This is a genomic window from Acinetobacter sp. 1542444 (genome assembly GCF_000581835.1).
Taxonomy (GTDB): Bacteria; Pseudomonadota; Gammaproteobacteria; order Pseudomonadales; family Moraxellaceae; genus Acinetobacter; species Acinetobacter pittii.
This window is the reverse complement of record NZ_JEYA01000005.1, coordinates 103,509-123,956: the sequence shown is the minus strand read 5'-3', so window position 1 is coordinate 123,956 and position 20,448 is coordinate 103,509. Positions and strand designations below refer to the sequence as shown.

The following is a 20,448-nucleotide window of genomic DNA, read 5'->3' as shown; positions in this document are numbered from 1 at the left end:
CAAAAATCCTTTGTTGCGCTGATGCTACATCCATGTAGCACAGCGAAACGACGGCATCCATGCCGTCTGTCACGATAGTAAATGCCTTATTTTTCATAATTATTTTATTAGCCTCTTACATTTGATACGCGTGATACGCGATAACATCATTCGCAGCCTGCGTGGTGTCAATAAAAGATCGTTTTTGCAAAGCATAAGATAAATGGATTCAGTGAACAGGTTGTGCGAATGACAGATGCCTTTGGTTACTTTGGGCAAAACCAAAGTAACTTAATTAGCTGCTTCCATTAGATAACTCAACGATAAGACTCCGTCGTGAAAATCCTACCCAACACTCAACTTCGATGAGCTCTCATAACTTGAAATCATGGTCAATTCTTAAATATAAAAACTCAATGCCCCGCTATCCAATGATAAGCCGCCAAACCCAAACACGTAAAAATTAACGATCCAATTAAATGGATGGAAATCCCCAACATCGCCATACCCAACTTACCACTTTGCAATAAGGTGACGATCTCAATAGAGAACGTTGAAAAGGTAGTTAAAGCTCCACAAAAACCAGTAATCACAAAAAGCTTATAGTTCGGGCTTAAATCACTTTGAGCAAAGTAGGCAATCGCAAAACCAATAATAAAACCACCGACCAAATTAACAGTGACAGTACCAAGTGGAATCTGCGGGTAAATCGGGTTGAGTTTTAAACCTAAAAACCAACGCAACCATGCCCCTAGAACTGAGCCTAAAGCAATTGAAAGTAGAGAGTAATACATAGGACCACCCCTTTAGATAGACGCTAAAAGAGCAAAAAATAATGAAGGGAAATATGACACAGCGTACTCCAAAACTAAGCAGAGTACGCAATAACCTACGTACCCAGCGATATAAATACATGAGGGTAACGTAGGCATCATTAGCCAATACGGCGGTTTTTCAAGGGAGGAATGCCATCTCCCTGTTTTAAGTATATTAGATCATCTAAAATTTGATTTAAACATACTTTTTAAAATCATGGACGTTCAGCAAATTGTGGTAAATCGTCACAAATACTTTCCCATTCCGCCTTAGAAGCAGCAAAAATATGCATTGTCGGCTTTTGGTCTAGTGGTGTATCAAGTGTCCCAATTCTTAAGCGATATAATTCAGGCTGCGCATCACGAGAACTAATCAAAGGTGAACCACATTCGCTACAAAACCAACGATATACCCCGTTCACAGCAAATTTTTTGACAAGGTCTTCACCTTGGGTAATTTTAAAATCTGTACTTTTAACAGGAGCATTTGTTGCAAATGCTGTTCCATTAGCTTTTCGGCAGCGTTGACAGTGACATTGAATAATATCTCCGATATCGCCCTTAATTTCATAGCGAATACCCTGACATAAACAACTTCCTTGATAAACTGGTGATGCTTGAGACATGTTCTCGTAAATCCTATTATTATTGATCGCTCAAAAATAGCACTTTTCACATATCAAACATAGCACCAAATTATCCTGTTATTTCTTTAAAAATGAATGCACACCTTCGCCAGCTGCTCGCCCTGTAGCAAAGCATGCCGTAAGCAAATAACCGCCTGTAGGCGCATCCCAATCCAGCATTTCACCGCAGCAAAATACACCTGACATTTGTTTGAGATTTAAACTTTCGGATAGCGCTTCTTGCTTAATGCCTCCCGCACAACTAATCGCTTCTTCGATGGGTCTAAACCCTTCTAGCTTAATTTGAAGTGCTTTAATTTGCTGAGCCATAATCTCTGGTTGGCTCCATAGCGCTTTATCGACCACTTCTCTGATTAAGTTAATCTTGGCTGTGTCTAAGCCTGCTTTACGCCAAATATTGGTGAGCGATTGTTTTTTGCTAGCCTGTAATTTTTTAACTAACTGTGACGACTCTACATCAGGCAATAAATCTAAAAACAAATTTAAGCTTTGCCCTTGTTTCTGTTGTTCTCGTAAAGCACGTCCAAGTTTATAAATAACACCACTTTCTAACCCATAGTGAGTAATCACAATATCACCATGATTAACTTGGCTGGGTTCAACCCACGCATTGATACGTTTTAAAGGTTCACCAAAACAGCTTTCCATAAAAGCTGACCAAGCGTGCAATACTCCTGCATTACTCGCTTGAAAAGCTTCAATATTGGATTGATCCATCCATTGCTGCCAAGCACCATCACTACCTAATTGTGACCAAGACACAGCACCACAAGCCAATACTACTGCATCGTATTGCTGGGTAAAGGTTTCAGCGCTTTGATTATTTTGGTTTTCTAAAGTTACCGTTGTGCCTTGCAAATTAATACAACGATGACGATAAAAGAATTTAACTTGCTGTTCTGCTAAGCGTTTTAGCCAAGCACGTAACAGAGGGGCCGCTTTCATTTCGACAGGAAAAATGCGACCTGAGGTGCCAACGTAGGATTCTATTCCCAGATTTTTCATCCAGCTTTGAATCCAGACTGCATCCCATTTTTCAATCCACGGTTTGAGCCATTCTGTACGGTCATAGCGCTCAATAAACTGCGCTAAAGGTTCGGCATGCGAGATGTTTAACCCCGTTTTACCTGCCATCAGAAACTTACGCGCCGCTGAAGGTTTCTGCTCGTATACATCAATATCATAAGCATATTGGCTCAACACCTCAGCTGCCATTAAACCAGCCGGACCTGCACCAATAATGGCAACCCGCTTATTCGCCATGCACTTGACCTTGTAATGGGGCAAACTCATCAAAACGTGTGCTGTAACCTTCAGGTTTAGTGATCACAAGCTGTTGGCAAAGTTCTCCACGTTCTAAATACTTAATTTCAAAATGAGTACGTGCAGATGTTTGAGCAATTTTTTCTTTTTGATAAGGCAGCTTCCAGACATTAATTAATTGTTGTTCAGCTTCTTCAATATATTCAGGGATATTACTTGCCAAAGTAATGGTTCCACCCGTGTGTAGGCGTGACAATAAGAACTCAAAAAATGGCATATTCAACCAGCGCTGTGCTGGATTATGGGGTTCTGGGTTTGGATAGAGAATAAAGAAATGTTCAACTTGAGCAGGATGTAGTGCATGTACCACCCACGGCAAAGCATCTGCATGTACAGGAATTAAATTATCTCTTGGTTCCAGACCGTGCTGTTTTTGCATTGCCAAGAATTTTTCTCGGGTTCGTTCAATTGCATACAATGTGTGCTGCGGCTGTAGCCCGCTAAAAAGCAAAGCATGTTTACCCTTGCCCGCTCCAATTTCTACACAAATCGGCGTATTTTCAATTGGGGTAAAATCGCGAGGCGCTTGCATACGTTGTGCTTGAAATTGACGAATCTGCATAATCACATCAAACTAAATAAAAATCGGCATAAGTCTAACAAGTCACCTGACTTTTGCCTAATCTATTTCTCTTCACTTTGAGGATATCGCTTTATGCCACGTACATTCCCCTGCCCACGTTGTGGTGAACCAAGTGTTTGGGAAGGTAACGAATTTCGTCCATTTTGCTCTGAACGCTGTAAATTAATTGATTTAGGTGCTTGGGCAAATGATGAATATAGACTGCCTACCCAAGATGCGCCTCAGCATAACAAGGGTAGTCAAAATGAAGATGATTATGAGGATTAACCAGCTTTACCCGCGACAAACGGGTTAAATTGTTTTTCATAGCCAATGGTACTCATTGGACCATGTCCAGAAATAAACTGAGTATCATCTGGCAAACTAAAACACTCACGTTTAATCGATTCAATCAACTGATCATGGTTTCCACGCGGGAAGTCTGTTCTGCCAATCGAGCCTTTAAACAAGACATCACCAGTCCAAAGTAAACCATGATTTTTATTATAGAAAATAACATGTCCTGGTGTATGACCCGGCGCAAAACGTACCTCAAACTCATCTTCACCCAGTTTTAGCACTTCACCGCCTTCAAGCCATTGATCGACTTTAACAGGCTGTGGAATTGGAAAGCCATAACGTGCTGAAACTTCCTGAATCATATCTAGCCAAAACTGATCTTCTTTATGGGGACCAATAACTGGAACATTCCATTCTTTGGCAAGTTCACCCACTGCTCCTGCATGGTCTAAATGCCCATGAGTGAGCCAAAGTGCCTTTACCTTTAAACCTAAGGCTTCTACTTCTTTTTTCAAAACCGAAGCGTCACCACCCGCATCAATCAAAACTGCTTCTTTAGTTTCACTGTCCCAAACAAGAGAACAATTTTGGGCAAATGCAGTAACTGGAACAATTTTGACTTGCAGCATAAGAACCTCTGGCTAAAACGCAATTAACGGTGGGCTAAGGTATAAGTAAGGGCATCAAGATTAGCCTGAACTAACCCTGCAAGCAAATCAATATGAGCTTGATCGCTATTTAAAGCAGGAATATAAGCATAGCTACCACCACCCGCCTCTTGAAACAACTCAGCATTTTGTATGGCTAACTCTTCAAGTGTTTCCAAGCAATCAGCAGAAAAAGCTGGGCTTAATACCTGTACTGACTTAACGCCTTGCTTCGCCCAATCTTGTAAAAGTTGGTCTGTATAAGGCTTAACCCACTCTTGTTTCCCAAAACGTGATTGGAAGCTAATCGCCCATTCATCATCTTTCAAATGTAAGGCTTCAGCGACTAACTTTGCTGTGATGCGACAACGGTCTGCATAAGGATCGCCTTTGTCTGCATAAGGCTGTGGAATACCATGAAATGACATCAACAGTTTTTCAGGTTTCCCATGTTGCTCTTGGTAAGCTAAAACACTTTCTGCCAATGCCTGAATAAACATTGGATGCTGATAGTAGTCTTTAATAATTGTTAGACCCGGCAAGTTTCGCTGGGCTGGAATCCACTTGGCAAATGCATCGTATAGCGGTGCTGTAGAAGTGGCTGAATATTGAGGAAATAAAGGCAATAGAATGACATGCTCTTGCGGGTTAGCGGCCAGTTTTTCTAAAACTGCATCAATACCCGGATTACCATAGGTCATCGCCGGTATCACGGTTAAATCAAACTGATTATTTTCTCGCTGCAAATAAGCCTGAATACGTTGAGTTTGCTCAAACACAATTTCACGCATGGGCGAATCTTTTGACCATACCGAAGCATAGGCATGTGCTACCCTTTTTGGGCGAAAAGGTAAAACAAACAGATTTAAAATAATCCACCAAATGAATTTCGGTATTTCAATTACACGTGAATCAGATAAAAACTGCTTTAGAAAACGGCGAACCGCAGGAACAGTGGCCTCATCCGGTGTACCTAAATTCGCTAAAATGACAGTAACTTTCGGTTTTTGTTCAAACGACATGTGTAAATGCCTTTCAATTCATCTTATGTCACTAATGTAACAGCTTTTATTGTCATATATAAATTGAATCGCTCTAAGCTTTTAATCGAATGCCCCGATGGCTCCATTTATAGCTAAGTAATAACTTTTGAGCTTTAGCTGTGACTTTCCATAAGCTATAGGATTGTTCAGTCTGAGTTGGAACAATCCAGCCCTGTGACTGCATTTGCTTTTTTATCCGAAACAATGCCTTATGGTTAATCTGAGCGCAGGCGACCGCATGAGCACGAGGTAACTCCTGACGAGCATCTTCTAGGCCAACCTGATTTAAATATTCATTTAAACATGTCCCAAAATTCTCTTCTGGTGTCGCTGTTTCAAACTGCTTTGCCAATATGCTTAACAACTGGGACCAAGTCATTTGTCGTTGTCGTTTCAGCTCTTTAAAATTGCCATCCTGAAATGCTTGAATTTGATATTCAAATGCAAAAACATCTTGAGGAGCAACTTCGTTTACTTGAGCTGATGACTCTGTTAATTGCTGTTCTAACTGTAAAATTTTACTTTTTAATAGCTTAATTTCATCTTCTAAGTGATGAGCCTGATGAGCAGGAACCCAACCTTGTCCCATATGCTGTTCAACCATTAAAGGCATATTTAAACGGACAGCCAACTCTAGTTCACGTGGAGTTTTAAAGTAAAAAATATGATTTACATCAAGTAATAATTTTTTTCTAAATGCGAGAAATTTATCTTTAAGCTGTGGATGTGTTTCTTGTAAATGTATTTCACGACTTTCGGGCTGCTCATGCATGAACACAATAATGGGTTTAGCCTGACTTAACGCATATTCATATTCTAAAGACAAATAACTCACACCCGAAATCGACTGCTCTCCATACTGGCTACCTAAAAGTAGGATTACATAATCACATTCATCAATTTGTCGACGTGCAAGCGTAGTGGTGAGGGGGGTTCGATGTTCTAATCCCCAAGCAAAGAAACCCATCCCTACCAAGGTTTGAGACAGAACCATCCGCTCTGGCTGCATGTCGCGGCCGGATGTTGAAATAAAAATCTGATAGCGTGTATCGAGCATAACAATACCCTTTCGCCCCATGATCTGTCCGTGACTTAATATCAGCCAAGATCATGAACCGCCCCAAATAAAATAATAAATCTAAAAAACACTGCTTTCTAAATGATGCTAAAAGATCAGTTCAGATTATGAAGTGTCCAAGTTAACTCTTGTGGAATCATATGTTGTAAAACAGGTTGCAGTGCCTCAGCATTATTACCGCTGACATAACATTCAATACGTGCAACATTCTGACCTATTTTGTCACATAATAACTCATTTTTTATTAAAATACGGGCTGTTTGTCGGGCAACTGCCAACCCAGAATCAACCAGTGTGAATTGGTTATCAAAAAGATGATGAATTGCTTGATTTAAGAAAGGATAATGCGTGCAACCGAGCACTAAATAGTCGGCACCTTGCTCAGCAGCGGGCTGTAAAACTTCTTTTAATGCCTTTAAACATATTTCACCCATTTGCTGACCTGCCTCTACACAAGGAACGAGTTCAAGGCTAGTTAAAGTCATCACCTTAACGCCTGCTGGAACAGCAAACTTCTCGACTACATCTTTAATAAGCTGGCCGCGAAAAGTAGCAGGCGTCGCCAATACAGCAACCACTTTAGAACGTGTCTGTAATACTGCAGGTTTTAATGCTGGCACCAATCCAACAATTGGAAAGTGTTCACCATAATGCTCACGCAAATGATCAAGGCTAAATGCAGAAGCCGTATTACAGGCTACGACTGCAATTTTACAACCTTGACGATATAGCCAATCGACTGCTCGAGCCGTGAGTTCTCTGATTTCTTCATCCGAGCGTGGTCCATAAGGAACGTAAGCAGTATCGGCATAATACACAATATGTTCATTTGGTAAATATCTGGCAATTTCTGCTGCAACTGACATCCCTCCAATTCCCGAATCAAAAATACCAATTGGGGCATCTGCTGATGCTTTAGGCATAGGTTCTAGCTCGGAAAATAAAGGTTGTATGGCGGTCATAGCTGTACTGAAGTGTCAGAAAATTTCACTCCCTAAAGCTTAAACCTCAAGTGCCTAATTGCAAGAGCAAATTACCACTTTTTAGCTCTAAAATGGTTTCACCTTTATCGTTTTCAATCAGTGTTCCATAGTTCACCAAATGATAGAAAGCCTGACGTTGAATCAGCGCATTAATCCCAAAACGGACATGCACATAAGGACGCAACTCTCCTGCATATTCACGCATAAAAATAGGATGTTCTGCATCAACCAAAATTACATCTTGGTTGGTGGTGGTCAGTTGTAAAAACTGCTCACCTGAAATTTCGACCTGATCCGCCTGATTGACTAATAAAGGTTCATCTTCAACTTCGATTTCAATTTGTTCTACAGGGGTTTTCAGGTAGAATTTGCCTTCTTCTTTCCATAGGACTTTGGTAAACAGATCTAATAGAGCTTGGCGCTTGATTAATTGACCTTCGTGCCACCATTCTCCATTGGATTTCACCGTCAAATCCATTTTGCCGCAATGCTTTGGATGCCACTGCTCTAAAGGTGGAATTGACCTTTTGTGACTTTGCTGTACACCTTTTAAGTATTGTGCAATGTTCATTAAGTTTTTATCATCAGATAACGGTATTTTTCCCATATCCGATGGTGAATTATTTTGATTTACCATAGTTTATGCCTTGCTGACGAAAAAATGTTACGACTCAGCCAATTGGCTAGATCATGGTTTAAAACTATACTAGCCCAAACGATAAAAGGCACAATAGCATATTTGCGCCTATGGATTAAAACACTCACGGCAGCACCGAATTATCTGAATATGACGGTTGCCACCTTTAAGTATTGAGGAGTCCTACATGGAACACATCGAACGTGAATCGATGGAGTTTGACGTTGTCATCGTAGGTGCAGGACCTGCAGGTCTATCTGCTGCGATTAAGATCCGTCAATTAGCGATTGAAAAAAACTTACCCGATCTTTCTGTTTGTGTAGTTGAAAAAGGCTCTGAAGTAGGTGCGCATATCTTGTCTGGTGCTGTGCTTGAGCCACGTGCCATCAATGAACTTTTCCCAAACTGGAAAGAAGAAGGCGCGCCTCTTAATGTCCCTGTAACTGAAGACAAAACTTTCTTCTTACTTTCAGACACCACTTCTAAAGAAGTACCTCACTGGATGGTTCCTAAAACCATGCACAACGACGGTAACTATGTGATCTCTTTAGGTAACGTAGTTCGCTGGTTAGGGCAAAAAGCTGAAGAGCTAGAAGTTTCTATCTTCCCTGGCTTTGCTGCATCTGAAGTGCTTTACCATGAAGACGGTACTGTAAAAGGTATTCAAACTGGCGACATGGGTGTTGGTAAAGATGGCGAACCAACGCATAACTTTACTCCAGGCTATGAGCTTCACGCTAAATACACCCTCTTTGCTGAAGGTTGCCGTGGTCACTTAGGTAAACGCCTAATTGCGAAATACAACCTCGATAAAGATGCTGATCCTCAGCACTACGGTATCGGGATCAAAGAGCTCTGGGAAATTGACCCAGCAAAACATAAACCGGGCTTAGTCATGCACGGTGCAGGTTGGCCTTTAGCAGAAACAGCTTCTTCAGGTGGCTGGTGGTTATACCACGCTGAAAACAACCAAGTGACTTTGGGCATGATTGTGGACTTGTCTTATGAAAATCCACACATGTATCCATTTATGGAAATGCAGCGCTGGAAAACTCACCCACTGATTAAACAGTATTTAGAAGGTGGTAAACGTATTTCTTATGGCGCTCGTGCTGTAGTGAAAGGCGGTTTCAACTCCTTGCCTAAATTGACTTTCCCAGGCGGTTGCTTGATTGGTGATGATGCAGGTTTCTTAAACTTTGCAAAAATCAAAGGCTCACACACTGCTATGAAATCAGGCATGTTATGTGGTGAAGCTGTATTTGAAGCCATTGCTGCAGGTGTAGAAAAAGGCGGTGATCTTGCCATTGCACGTGTTACTGAAGGTGAAGATTTATTCGTTAAAGAATTAACTTCATACACTGACAAATTTAACAATAGCTGGTTAAAAGAAGAGCTTTATAACTCTCGTAACTTTGGCCCAGCAATGCATAAATTTGGTCAATGGATGGGTGGTGCATTTAACTTTATCGACCAGAATGTCTTTAAAGTGCCATTCACTTTACATGACTTGAAGCAAGACTTTGCTGCATTGAAAACTGTTGATGCAACAAGCTTTAAGCCAAACTATCCAAAACCGGATGGCAAGCTTACATTTGACCGTTTGTCTTCAGTGTTTATCTCAAACACTGTACATGAAGAAAACCAGCCAGCTCACTTGAAGCTTACAGACCCTTCAATTCCAGTGAATGTGAACTTACCGAAATGGGATGAGCCTGCACAGCGCTATTGCCCTGCTGGTGTTTACGAAATCATGGAAAATGATGATGGTTCTAAACGCTTCCAGATTAACGCAGCGAACTGTGTTCACTGTAAGACTTGTGACATTAAAGACCCATCTCAAAACATTACATGGGTAACGCCTGAAGGCGGCGGTGGTCCAAACTACCCTAATATGTAATAAAAAAGCCCCGATTATTCGGGGCTTTTTTATTAGTATCCACTTATTGAAAAGGCGGTATTTTTGCTACGTTTAAATTAAAATTCTTTTTATAGAAAATAAATGTGCCTAATAAAAATAAGCCAAGAAAACCAAAGTTTCGCGCTAAATCGTAGTACCAAACCGATTTACCAAATAATAAATCAAGAATTAACATCAACCCGATAAACCTTGTATGCAAGATCAAACTCATCTTTATCTTTGGTTCAGGAGCAAAAGATGTATTTCTATAACCGAGTAGAATTGAACCTAAAATAATAAGAATAGGTATAATAATGATAGCAACAGTTTCAGATAGCCAAGAGATCTCTAAATGTAATAAACCAGCAATAGTGAAAAACCAAAGACAGATTAATAAGCTTCGTTTCACAAAATAATCATTCATTTTTATACGTCATTTATATGCTTAATTTTATAAATTATATAACGATTCTTATTTGTAAAAAATTATCATTTCAAATTAAAGTTGAATTATTCATGGCTTCTAATCGTCTTTATTAGAAGCCTTATTATCCTATTACCCTTTCTTCACTAAATAATGAAATTCTTTATGACCATTTTCATCTAAGCGTTCTTCTTGCAACAACAACTCATGGCCTAAATGCATACAAAACTTAGGGATATCCCACGAGGTCGAATTATCAGTTGCGAAGACTTCAACCACATCCCCAGACTTAGATTTGCGGATGGCTTGATGCAACATCATGACAGGTTCCGGACAACGTAAACCACGCGTATTGAGTTGTACAGTAGGTGAAATGGGTTGCTCTGACATAACAAACTCGAACAAATAGAATTTTCACATTTTAGCATAAACAAATTACTGAGCTGTTAACTGTAACTGGCTTTTACATAACAATATACGTTTTGTCTTTTAGCTTGTTTTATAGATGCATAAGCATCTTTTCTTCGGTATGATCTGTGTATTCATTTGATACATTGAGTCTTTAGGAAAGATCATGCAAGAGGAACCAAGTCCGTCGTGGGGAATGCGAGGCTTACGAAAATGGTTAGGTACAGCGCCAGAAACCCGTGATGAATTATTAAAATTAGTCCAAAATTCACGCCGCTTTTTAGAACCAGATACTGTTGCTATGCTTGAAGGCGTTCTTGACCTTCCAGCTACAAAAATTCGTGAAGTCATGACGCCACGAACAGCAATGATCAGTTTACAAGAAGATGATCAATTACTTGATATTCTTGATGTACTGGTTGAGTCTGCTCACTCACGCTTTCCAGTCTTCTCTGCCGATCAGCCAGACAATGTTGTCGGGATTTTGCTCGCAAAAGATTTGTTGCCGTTTCTAACTGAACCGAATACCAAAGTCGATATTCGAGTTCTTATGCGCCAACCGTTATTTGTTCCTGAAAGTGCACGTTCCGATCAAGTACTACGCATGTTAAAACATACTCAGACTCACATTGCGATTGTGATTGATGAATATGGTTCAACAGCCGGTCTTGTTACGCTTGAAGATATTCTTGAAGAGATCGTTGGCGAAATTGAAGATGAGCATGACACGGTCGATGAAGATGCTCAGTACATTGTTCCTGACAATGACCATACGGTAGCAAATGCATGGATGGTGCAGGCACTTACACCAATCGAACATTTCAATACTGTTTTAGATGCTGATTTTTCTGACGATGAGGTAGAAACTGTCGGCGGTTTATTGCTTCAAGAGATTGGTTTGGTAAGTGATTTACAAGGTCAAACTGTTGAGCTTGGAAATTGGTTATTTACAATCGTTGAAGCAGATGCCCGCACTATTCATCTGATTCGAGCTGTACGTCAATGAGAGCATACTTTGAAAAGCTGTTAGATTCTTCGCAACAACAAAAACAGCTTCCTTTAATTTTTCCTTTACTCATTGCTTTATTTTCAGGTGCCGTGTTCAGTTTTTCACTGGCACCTTATTATTGGTGGTGGTTGGCAATTTTATCTCCAGCCCTACTCTATGCAACATTACATAAGCGCTCAGCTAAACAAGCCTTTGCTATTGGTTGGAGCTATGGCTTCGGCTTATGGTTTGTAGGCGCTTTCTGGCTCTATACTTCCATCCATGTATATGGCGATACCAATGCATTTCTAAGCGTGTGTATGATTGCTGTTATGGCCCTTGTCATGGGTTTATTTACAGCATTTCAGACATGGGTTTACCGACGATTCTTCCCTGAAACACCACTTACTTTTGCCCCGCTCTGGATTGTTTTCGAATGGGCAAAAACTTGGGTATTTACAGGTTTCCCATGGTTGTTTGTAGGTTACGCTTTTACTGAACGTTTACTCGATGGTTATGCACCGCTATTTGGTATTTATGCAATTTCCTTCGTCGTCATTGTATTAGCATGTGCTTTAGTCGAAGTTCTGCGTAAACGTATTTTCTGGGTTATCCCTTCTGCCCTATTGGTTTTGGGTGCATGGGGAGCATCGTATATTCAGTTTGTAAAACCTAAAGCTGCTAAACCACTTAGCGTTTCGCTCATTCAAGGTAACATTCCACAAGATTTAAAATGGCTAACCGAATATCAAGTTAGAACATTAGAAATTTATGCTGGTTTGACACAATCTGAATGGGGCCGTGATCTGATTGTATGGCCTGAGTCTTCAATTCCGCTTTTCCAAACCGATATTGAACCGTTTTTGGATGCAATGGATGCACAAGCTAAAAAGAACCATACTGCATGGGTAACTGGAATTCCCTACTGGGATGTTGCAAAATCACATCAAGTTGGTAGCCCGCTGTATTACAACAGTATTATGGCTTCTGGCAGTGATTCAAGTGGACTCTATAAAAAGCAGCGTCTTGTTCCATTTGGTGAATACATCCCTCTTTCAGGTTTACTCTCTTGGGTGTTACCAGCCATGCAAAATGATATCAGCATGAGCGGTTTTACACGTGGTGAGAGTGACCAGAAGCCCCTCTTAATTAAAGGGCATGCACTTGCTGCTGCAATTTGTTATGAAGTGGCTTACCCGAACCTGACAAGACGTAATGCAGAAGACAGCGACTTCTTGGTGACTGTATCGAATGATGCTTGGTTTACGGGCACTGCTGGGCCTTGGCAACATTTACAAATGGTGCAGATGCGGGCGAAAGAAAATGGCCGCTGGTTTATTCGTGCAACCAACACAGGTGTAACAGCATTTATTGATCAAAATGGTCATATCACTGAACAAGCACCAATCGATAAAGAGTTTGTCTTGAGAGGCGATTTACCTGCTATGCAAGGCCAAACTCTTTATAACCGTTTAGGTGATTATCCAATTTTAGGATTCGCGGTCTTACTGCTGATTTTAGGTTGGGTTTATCGTCCACGTAAAGTTGACGTTTCTTTTAAATCTCGTCGCTAATTTACAACAACTTTGTACCCAGAGGCACTTCAAACTCTGGGATACAAAGTGCGACATCACCATCTGCATTATGAAACCCTGTCACCAAACATTCTGACTGAATAGGCCCTATTTGTTTTTTAGGGAAATTCACTACAGCAACGACTAATTTACCCACCAAATCTTGTGGTTGATAGAGCTTGGTAATTTGTGCACTTGATTTACGCACTCCCAACTCTTCACCAAAATCTACATGCAAAATATAAGCAGGTTTACGTGCCTTTTCAAAAACCTCAGCTTGAATAATTTTACCAACGCGAAGCTCTACTTTTAAAAAATCATTCCAATCGATTTGTTCCATTTCATATTTCTCATTTTCTTAAATTGCTGATTTGAAGCATATAATATGTACAAATGAAGAAACACCCTGTTTTTAAGTCCAGTTAAAAAATAAAACGTAGATGTTTAATCTACGTTTTATCTAAAAATTTAGTTTTAAAATATTATTAAAAAGCAATCGATAGTTGCAGAGATAAATATGCAACTAAACTCGATAAAAAGACCATGGGTACATAACGGTAAGCTTTAAAAAGGAATTGCTCATATTGAGTAGAGATTTGTTTAGCTTGCCAGACACTCGCTTTTAATGCTGTAAAGAAGCTCACCATTAACCATGCACTCACAATACTTAATGCGAAGAAACCAATCATGATTTGGCTACTTCCCTCTGTACTCAGCCATAACTTTAATGACACTTCAGCAATCGGTAATAAACCCAAAATCAATAGGACAGACTTGAGCATTACCCAATGAAACTGAGTCAGTTCATCTAATATGAGAAATGCTTTCATTTAATCTCTCCTTTTAATTGAATAAAGTGCTTTTTAGTTATTATGCAAAGCTTTCGTTTAAATATATAGCTTATTTTTCTCTACATTTTAACTTTCTTGTAACTATTAAATATGGGAATAATTCTTATTATAAATCTCAAATATTTATATTAACTTTAATTTATATTTTTCAGTTAGTTATTATATTTTTCTGACTGAGAGAGATTATCAATTCGTATTTATCATTTTAACTGTTTAACTGAATTGATAATCTCCATTACATTTTAATTAAGGTTGATAATAAATATCTGCATCATTACCTTCACCGCCTTCTTTGCCATCTGCTCCAAATGAGTACAAATCAAAAGCTCGCCCATCTGCCCCAGGAATGACATATTGAATATCATTTTTCCAGCTGTCTTTAGGATAACCACCTTTTACATAACCACCTGGCATCCAGTTTTTCGCTGTAGCAGGCTGGTTAACCAAAGCATCTAACCCACCTTCTTGCATGGTTGGGAAATGGCCATTATCTAGCTTGTACTGATCTAAAGCACCCGCCACCCCCTTTAATGCAATTTGAGTCGTATCAATTTTAGCTTTTTCACTACGCCCCATGACATTTGGTACGATTAAAGCTGCTAACACGCCTAAAATTACAATCACAACCATCACTTCAATGAGCGTAAAGCCTGAGGCACGTTTCATTCGAGCACCGTTCGAACGTGCCGCAAGTCCGAAAGCTACGCTTGAGGTTTTTTGAGCATCCTTAACGTGCTCTTTTTGTTTCATGACCATCTTCATCATTATCTCTAATATCAAAGTTATTAAATCATATTGTTCATATTTACGATTGGCAGCATAACCGCGATTACAATAACCAGTACAATGCTTGCCATTAAAACCAGCATAAGCGGTTCAAGTAATGCCAGTAAGGTTGAAATAAATGTCGTCACCTCACGGTCTTGCATGGTCGATGCTCGTTCTAACATCCTGTCAAGCTCGCCTGATGCCTCTCCACTTCGAATCATTTGTACCATCATTGGTGGGAAATAACCACTGCGCTCCAGTTGCGTACCTAGGTTACCACCCTCGGTCACACGCTCAGCCGCGTGGGCAATTGAATCTCGGATGACCCAGTTGTTAGTCACTGCTGCACCAATTTTTAAGGCATCAACCAAAGGGACACCTGAACGGGTCAAAATAGATAAGGTACTGGCAAATCGTGCAGCATTAATACCACGTGATAGTTTACCGAATAATGGCAATTTGAGTGTTAATCGATCAAAAGCATAATGTCCAGCAGTGGTTTTTAAAAACCGAACGAATGCGATAACACCTACCACCGCAAAAAGAATAATGAACACCCACGCGTGGCGAATAAAATCACTAGCTTTCATTAAAGCGACTGTAATCCAAGGTAGAGCATCTTTATTTTGATCAAAAGTTTTTACAATCTCTGGCACAACATAAGTCATTAAACCCATCACAATACCAAAAGACATCAGCATTAAAATGATGGGATAAATCATGGCGCCCTGAACTTTCTTTTGCATGGCAAAGCGGTTTTCGGTGTAATCCGAAAGCTGATCTAAAATGAGATCTAAATGCCCAGAACGCTCGCCAGCAGCCACCGTTGCAATATAAAGGTCAGGGAAACGTCCAGACTGCTGCATACCTTGTGCGAGTGAATGCCCTTCTAAGACTCGAGAACGCACAGATAATAAAAGATTTTGCACATGTGTTTTTTCACTTTGCCTGCTCACGGCGCGCAAAGCTTCTTCAAGTGGAATAGCAGCGGCAACCAAGACCGAAAGTTGTCTGGTCATGAGTGCCAAATCGTAAGCACTAAACTTTTTTTGGAATAATCCCTGACTCTGATGTTTATCTTTTTGTTCAACAGGATCGACACTAATGGGAGTCCATGCTTTATCGCGTAATTGTTGGCGAATCTGGCGCGCTGAGTCTCCCTCAAGCACCCCTTTTTGCTGCTTCCCTGAAGCATCAATGGCAGTAAATTGATATGCAGGCATGGTAATGTTCTAATTTTCCAAAAATAATAGTCGCTGCTGTTGCATCTATGCTACGCAATCATTCATATTCGTTCTATAGCCTGTGTAGAATACCCAAGTCCTCTTCACGACGCTATGCCGTTTTTTAAAATTGACGAAATGAGCCTCTATGACCATAACGCCAAAGCCTGATTCAGTTGTTTATCGTGTGCGTGTAGCCGTACCTGTACATCTGTACGACACTTTTGACTATACACTCACCCAAGCACAATATGAACGGGCTCATGTAGGCTCACGCGTCGCTATTTCATTTGGGCGCCAAAACCTGATTGGCATCATTACTGAAAAAGTTGATCCAAGTGAATCATTTACAGGCACCTTTCAGCTTAAAGCCATTTCTGACCTTTTAGATGAAGAACCAATTTTAGATGAACAAGTTTTAAGTTTATTGACATGGTCAGCTCAGTATTACCAATTTCCAATTGGCGAGGTCATGCAAACCGCCCTACCTGCGTTATTGCGTCAGGGCAAACCGATGGATGTTTTGTTCCATCTTTGGAAAATCACACCATGTGATAATGTTGAAGCACTTCTTAAACGCTCTGTTAAGCAACAAGACGCATATCAAATTTTAAAGTTACACCCTGCCGGAACTACAGAGAATATTCTTAATTTAAGTGGTGTAGAAACGGCTACGCTTAAAGCACTTCAAAAGAAAGGACTGGTTGACTGTACGCTTGAACCACACGATTTTAGCCCATCGCCTGTTCAATTGGCACAAATGCCGCTTACACTCAATGAAGACCAAAAGAAAGCAACCCAGCATGTCGTAAACGCACAGCATCAATACCAAGCATTTTTATTAGATGGTTTAACAGGAAGTGGTAAAACTGAAGTTTATCTGCACATCATGCACGAAGTGCTAAAGCAAGGTAAGCAAGTACTGGTGCTAGTCCCTGAAATTGGTCTAACCCCTCAAACGATTTCTCGTTTTAAATCACGTTTTAACTGTGATATTGCTCTATTACACTCGGGCTTAAATGACTCCAAACGCTTGCAGGCATGGCAACAGGCCCAGACTGGCAAAGCATCTATTATTTTAGGAACGCGCTCTGCCATCTATACGCCACTGCCACGTTTGGGTCTCATCATCTTAGATGAAGAACATGACCTGTCTTATAAACAGCAAGAAGGCTTCCGCTACCATGCACGTGATGTCGCACTTTATCGAGGTCACTTGCAAAACTGCCCTGTTATTTTAGGTTCAGCAACACCGAGCATCGATAGTTATTATTTGGTCGAAACTGGCAAATTAACTTCACTGCAACTTAATCAACGTGCAGGCCATGCGCTTTTACCTAAAATGCATTTGATTGACCTTAAAATTGTCAAAAAACAGCATGGAATTAGCCAGCCTTTAATAGAACAGATTAAAAATACCCTAGCCAGAAAAGAACAGGTTTTAATCTTTTTAAACCGTCGTGGCTATGCACCTGTACTAGTGTGTGAAAGTTGTGGGTGGCAAGCAAATTGTCCGCATTGTGATGCCCATTTTACGTTGCATACCCAACCTTATTCTTATTTACATTGCCACCACTGCGGCACTGTTCATCGCTTGCCAGACCATTGCCCTGAATGCCAGCAAAAAAGCTTAAAAACCCTAGGAGCAGGGACAGCCAAGGTTGAAGAGCACTTACAAGAACTATTTCCAGACTATGATGTGATTCGGGTTGACCGTGACAGTACCAGTCGTGTCGGTAGCTGGCAAAAAATCTATGATCGGATTCATCAAAACAAACCAACAATTTTGCTTGGTACTCAAATGTTGGCAAAAGGTCACCATTTCCCACACGTGACTTTGGTTGCTATTTTAGATATTGATGCTGGGTTACTGAGTGTCGACATTCGTGCGCCAGAACGTACTGCACAGTTAATTGTACAAGTCGCGGGTCGTGCAGGCCGTGGTGAACATAAAGGCCATGTTTATTTACAGACCTTAAGACCAGATCACCCTTTACTAACCACGCTCATCGAAAAAGATTATCGGGCGGTTGCTAAACAGACTCTTGCGGAACGTAAAGTCGCATTGCTGCCGCCTTACCGTTATGCAGTACTGATACGTGCAGAGTCCAAAGATCGTGACTATACCTTACATTTCTTAAATGAAGCGGCGGAACAATTACGCCAAATTGCAGGTGACATTGTTGATATTTGGGGACCAATTCCAGCCCCTATGGAGCGTAAAGCAGGACGCTACCGCGCCCACATGGTAATTTTATCTGCTGACCGTGCTCGCCTACATTTTTACTTAAGACAATGGTGGTCACAATTAGTTCATGCACCGCGTCAGCATCAACTCAGGCTGTCAATTGATGTTGATCCGCAAGAATTTAATTAGATGGCTTGAATATCATGGTGTGAAGAAGCCTTTTTGGCTTTACACTTAAAAGAGACTAATACATTCGAGGCAATGAATGTCATTCTTACTGCAAGCAACAATTTTTCTTGGAGCTTCTCTGATTTTAGTCCCTCTTGGCAAACGCCTAGGGATAGCAACAGTTTTAGGTTATTTATTTACAGGAATACTTCTAGGTCCTAGTGTTTTAAATATTGCACATGACCCTGAAGCAATTATGGAACTTGCCGAATTTGGCGTTATCTTATTAATGTTCCTGATTGGTTTAGAATTACGCCCACAACGTTTGTGGGAAATGCGTGACTCTATTTTTGTAATGGGAAGTCTGCAAGTCCTCATTAGTGGGGCTGTGCTTATGCTGATCGTACTATTACTGTTTCAACAGCAGCTTTCTGTCAGTTTTGTCATTGGTTTTGCCCTTGCGCTGTCTTCTACAGCTTTTGTATTACAGCTTCTGACCGAAAAGCAGCAACTCAACACGACTTATGGTCAGCAGTCTTTTTCCATTTTACTTTTCCAAGATATAGCGGCTATTCCTTTACTTGCCATTATTCCATTATTGGCAGGAACAGAATCGACCCATCATGGGGTCGCTTATTTTGCGGCTATCATTGCAACGTTTACTGGTCTATTTCTGTTTAGTCGCTATGTGATGCGTCCATTCTTCCGCTTTGTTGCCAAAAGTGGAGCGACTGAACTTATTACAGCAGTAGGATTATTTATTATTCTTGCTGTTGTCTTGCTTATGGATACTTTAGGAATTAGCACCACATTAGGTGCATTCCTCACAGGTGTATTATTAGCAGATTCAGAATTTCGCCACGAAGTTGAAGCGAGTATTGCACCGTTTAAAGGTTTATTGCTTGGCTTATTCTTTATGACCGTCGGCATGACCACACAGCTATCACTACTGATTGAAATGCCTTTGCTTATTATTGGTGGTGCAGTCGGTTTATTACTCATCAAAACGCTGATATTGACCGCTATTGCCCGCTATAAAAAATACAGTTGGAATAACAGTTTGCTTTTAGGTACTTGCTTGGCACAAGGCGGAGAATTTGCTTTTGTAATTTTGAGCCTTGCAAAAAGTGAGAAGGTTTTAACTCAAGCTATATTAGAACCAGTGACCCTGATCGTAACGTTGTCGATGGTACTTACTCCAGTAATTTACTGGATTATGGCAACTCAGGTTATTCCTTTGTTTAATAAAGAACGTCCACCTGAGTATGATGAAATTCCTCAGCAGGATAATCCGATTATCATTGCCGGTTTTGGTCGATTTGGACAAATCATCGCGCGTATTGCCCGCCTACAACATTTAGGCTTTACCGCCATCGACAACAACCTTCACCAAGTGGACTTTGTTCGTCGCTACGGCGGTAAGCTTTATTATGGCGATGTGACGCAGCCCGATTTACTGCGTTCTGCCGGTATTGAAAAAGCTAAAGTATTTATTTTAGCAATCGATGATGTTGAAGACTCTATGAATGTCGCACGTCATCTTAGATTAAATTATCCAAACTTAAAGCTGTTGGCTCGTGCTCGTGACCGCCACCATGTCCATCTTTTAAGAGATTTAGGTGTTGAATACATTTGGCGTGAGACGTATTTATCTTCATTAGGAATGGCTTATCGCGCTTTGCGAGAACTTGGGATCTCTGATGAACAAGCCTATAACAATATCGAAATCTTTCGGGATTATGATGAGAAATTACTCATACAGCAGCAAAGTATTTATACTGATGAACAAAAGATTTTTGAAACACATCGTAATGCCTTAGCCGAGCTTGAACATTTGTTTGAAAGTGATGCGCAGCAACAGGCTACATCAAAACATGATGTTAATTTAAAGCGTCATTTACAACCAAATCGCATCGACATTACAAGAGATCATCTAGAATAA

Annotated in this window: 21 protein-coding genes and 1 riboswitch; of the genes, 6 read left to right on the top strand and 15 right to left on the bottom strand. The window is 40.5% G+C overall.

Annotation, left to right across the window (positions count from 1 at the left end):
- Positions 1-392: 392 nt before the first annotated feature.
- The 4 genes from crcB to J580_RS17880 form a co-directional block, all read right to left on the bottom strand.
- Positions 393-773 carry a fluoride efflux transporter CrcB gene (gene crcB / locus J580_RS17895; protein ID WP_032005121.1) on the bottom strand — a complete coding sequence of 127 codons (381 nt, stop codon included), beginning with the start codon at positions 771-773 and terminating at the stop codon, positions 393-395.
- Positions 774-897: 124 nt separating this feature from the next.
- Positions 898-964, bottom strand: a riboswitch (Fluoride riboswitch).
- A gap of 45 nt (positions 965-1,009) precedes the next feature.
- Positions 1,010-1,420, bottom strand: coding sequence for a GFA family protein (locus J580_RS17890; RefSeq protein WP_032005120.1), 411 nt, complete (start codon positions 1,418-1,420; stop codon positions 1,010-1,012).
- Positions 1,421-1,498: 78 nt separating this feature from the next.
- On the bottom strand, positions 1,499-2,704 hold the full coding sequence (locus J580_RS17885) for a TIGR03862 family flavoprotein (RefSeq protein ID WP_032005119.1): 1,206 nt from the start codon (positions 2,702-2,704) through the stop codon (positions 1,499-1,501).
- Complete coding sequence (locus tag J580_RS17880) at positions 2,694-3,332, bottom strand: SAM-dependent methyltransferase (protein ID WP_079380909.1); 639 nt, start codon at positions 3,330-3,332, stop codon at positions 2,694-2,696. Before J580_RS17880 ends, J580_RS17885 begins: the two co-directional genes overlap by 11 nt.
- An 87-nt stretch (positions 3,333-3,419) precedes the next feature.
- Here J580_RS17880 and J580_RS17875 point away from each other — a divergent pair, with 87 nt between their 5' ends.
- Positions 3,420-3,614 carry a DNA gyrase inhibitor YacG gene (locus J580_RS17875; RefSeq protein ID WP_002114956.1) on the top strand — a complete coding sequence of 65 codons (195 nt, stop codon included), beginning with the start codon at positions 3,420-3,422 and terminating at the stop codon, positions 3,612-3,614.
- Here the strand turns inward: J580_RS17875 and J580_RS17870 are convergent.
- The 5 genes from J580_RS17870 to J580_RS17850 all read right to left on the bottom strand — a co-directional run bounded on the left by J580_RS17870 (position 3,611) and on the right by J580_RS17850 (position 8,014).
- Positions 3,611-4,255, bottom strand: coding sequence for an MBL fold metallo-hydrolase (locus tag J580_RS17870; RefSeq protein ID WP_005065967.1), 645 nt, complete (start codon positions 4,253-4,255; stop codon positions 3,611-3,613). The genes J580_RS17875 and J580_RS17870 overlap by 4 nt on opposite strands.
- 23 nt (positions 4,256-4,278) lie before the next feature.
- The gene (hemH, locus tag J580_RS17865; protein WP_005065964.1) at positions 4,279-5,295 is read right to left on the bottom strand and encodes a ferrochelatase; all 1,017 of its coding nucleotides are present in this window, start codon (positions 5,293-5,295) and stop codon (positions 4,279-4,281) included.
- Between the two features lie 73 nt (positions 5,296-5,368).
- The gene (locus J580_RS17860) at positions 5,369-6,373 is read right to left on the bottom strand and encodes a DUF4062 domain-containing protein (RefSeq protein WP_032005118.1); all 1,005 of its coding nucleotides are present in this window, start codon (positions 6,371-6,373) and stop codon (positions 5,369-5,371) included.
- Positions 6,374-6,489: 116 nt separating this feature from the next.
- Positions 6,490-7,356, bottom strand: coding sequence for a glutamate racemase (murI, locus tag J580_RS17855; protein WP_032005117.1), 867 nt, complete (start codon positions 7,354-7,356; stop codon positions 6,490-6,492).
- Between the two features lie 46 nt (positions 7,357-7,402).
- Positions 7,403-8,014, bottom strand: coding sequence for a DUF1285 domain-containing protein (locus J580_RS17850; RefSeq protein ID WP_002114653.1), 612 nt, complete (start codon positions 8,012-8,014; stop codon positions 7,403-7,405).
- Between the two features lie 187 nt (positions 8,015-8,201).
- On the opposite strand from J580_RS17850, the gene J580_RS17845 reads away from it, so the two are divergent.
- Positions 8,202-9,914 (top strand): electron transfer flavoprotein-ubiquinone oxidoreductase, encoded by a 1,713-nt coding sequence (locus tag J580_RS17845; RefSeq protein ID WP_032005116.1) that lies wholly within the window; start codon positions 8,202-8,204, stop codon positions 9,912-9,914.
- A gap of 43 nt (positions 9,915-9,957) precedes the next feature.
- On the opposite strand, the gene J580_RS23705 is transcribed toward J580_RS17845, so the two are convergent.
- Both J580_RS23705 and tusA read right to left on the bottom strand, forming a co-directional pair.
- Positions 9,958-10,338: a hypothetical protein gene (locus J580_RS23705; RefSeq protein WP_032005115.1), complete on the bottom strand. Its 381-nt coding sequence runs from the start codon at positions 10,336-10,338 to the stop codon at positions 9,958-9,960.
- Between the two features lie 132 nt (positions 10,339-10,470).
- Positions 10,471-10,728, bottom strand: a complete 258-nt coding sequence (tusA, locus tag J580_RS17835; protein WP_002053527.1) for a sulfurtransferase TusA — start codon at positions 10,726-10,728, stop codon at positions 10,471-10,473.
- A 184-nt stretch (positions 10,729-10,912) separates the two neighbouring features.
- Between tusA and J580_RS17830 the strand changes: the two genes are divergently transcribed.
- Together J580_RS17830 and lnt are read left to right on the top strand one after the other, a co-directional pair.
- Positions 10,913-11,752: an HlyC/CorC family transporter gene (locus J580_RS17830; protein WP_002114976.1), complete on the top strand. Its 840-nt coding sequence runs from the start codon at positions 10,913-10,915 to the stop codon at positions 11,750-11,752.
- Positions 11,749-13,308, top strand: coding sequence for an apolipoprotein N-acyltransferase (gene lnt, locus J580_RS17825; RefSeq protein ID WP_014208253.1), 1,560 nt, complete (start codon positions 11,749-11,751; stop codon positions 13,306-13,308). The genes J580_RS17830 and lnt overlap by 4 nt, the downstream gene beginning before the upstream one ends.
- A 1-nt stretch (position 13,309) precedes the next feature.
- Here lnt and J580_RS17820 read toward each other — a convergent pair whose 3' ends face one another.
- The 4 genes from J580_RS17820 to gspF all read right to left on the bottom strand — a co-directional run bounded on the left by J580_RS17820 (position 13,310) and on the right by gspF (position 16,150).
- Positions 13,310-13,648 carry a tRNA-binding protein gene (locus J580_RS17820; RefSeq protein ID WP_005079284.1) on the bottom strand — a complete coding sequence of 113 codons (339 nt, stop codon included), beginning with the start codon at positions 13,646-13,648 and terminating at the stop codon, positions 13,310-13,312.
- Between the two features lie 145 nt (positions 13,649-13,793).
- Positions 13,794-14,138, bottom strand: a complete 345-nt coding sequence (locus tag J580_RS17815) for a hypothetical protein (protein ID WP_005804170.1) — start codon at positions 14,136-14,138, stop codon at positions 13,794-13,796.
- A 267-nt stretch (positions 14,139-14,405) separates the two neighbouring features.
- Positions 14,406-14,921, bottom strand: coding sequence for a type II secretion system major pseudopilin GspG (gene gspG, locus J580_RS17810; RefSeq protein ID WP_032005114.1), 516 nt, complete (start codon positions 14,919-14,921; stop codon positions 14,406-14,408).
- 23 nt (positions 14,922-14,944) lie between these two features.
- Positions 14,945-16,150 carry a type II secretion system inner membrane protein GspF gene (gspF, locus tag J580_RS17805; protein WP_005065941.1) on the bottom strand — a complete coding sequence of 402 codons (1,206 nt, stop codon included), beginning with the start codon at positions 16,148-16,150 and terminating at the stop codon, positions 14,945-14,947.
- Between the two features lie 148 nt (positions 16,151-16,298).
- Here gspF and J580_RS17800 point away from each other — a divergent pair, with 148 nt between their 5' ends.
- Together J580_RS17800 and J580_RS17795 are read left to right on the top strand one after the other, a co-directional pair.
- Positions 16,299-18,527 carry a primosomal protein N' gene (locus tag J580_RS17800; RefSeq protein ID WP_032005113.1) on the top strand — a complete coding sequence of 743 codons (2,229 nt, stop codon included), beginning with the start codon at positions 16,299-16,301 and terminating at the stop codon, positions 18,525-18,527.
- A 76-nt stretch (positions 18,528-18,603) separates the two neighbouring features.
- Entirely contained in the window at positions 18,604-20,448 is a 1,845-nt protein-coding gene (locus J580_RS17795; RefSeq protein ID WP_032005112.1) for a monovalent cation:proton antiporter-2 (CPA2) family protein, read from the top strand.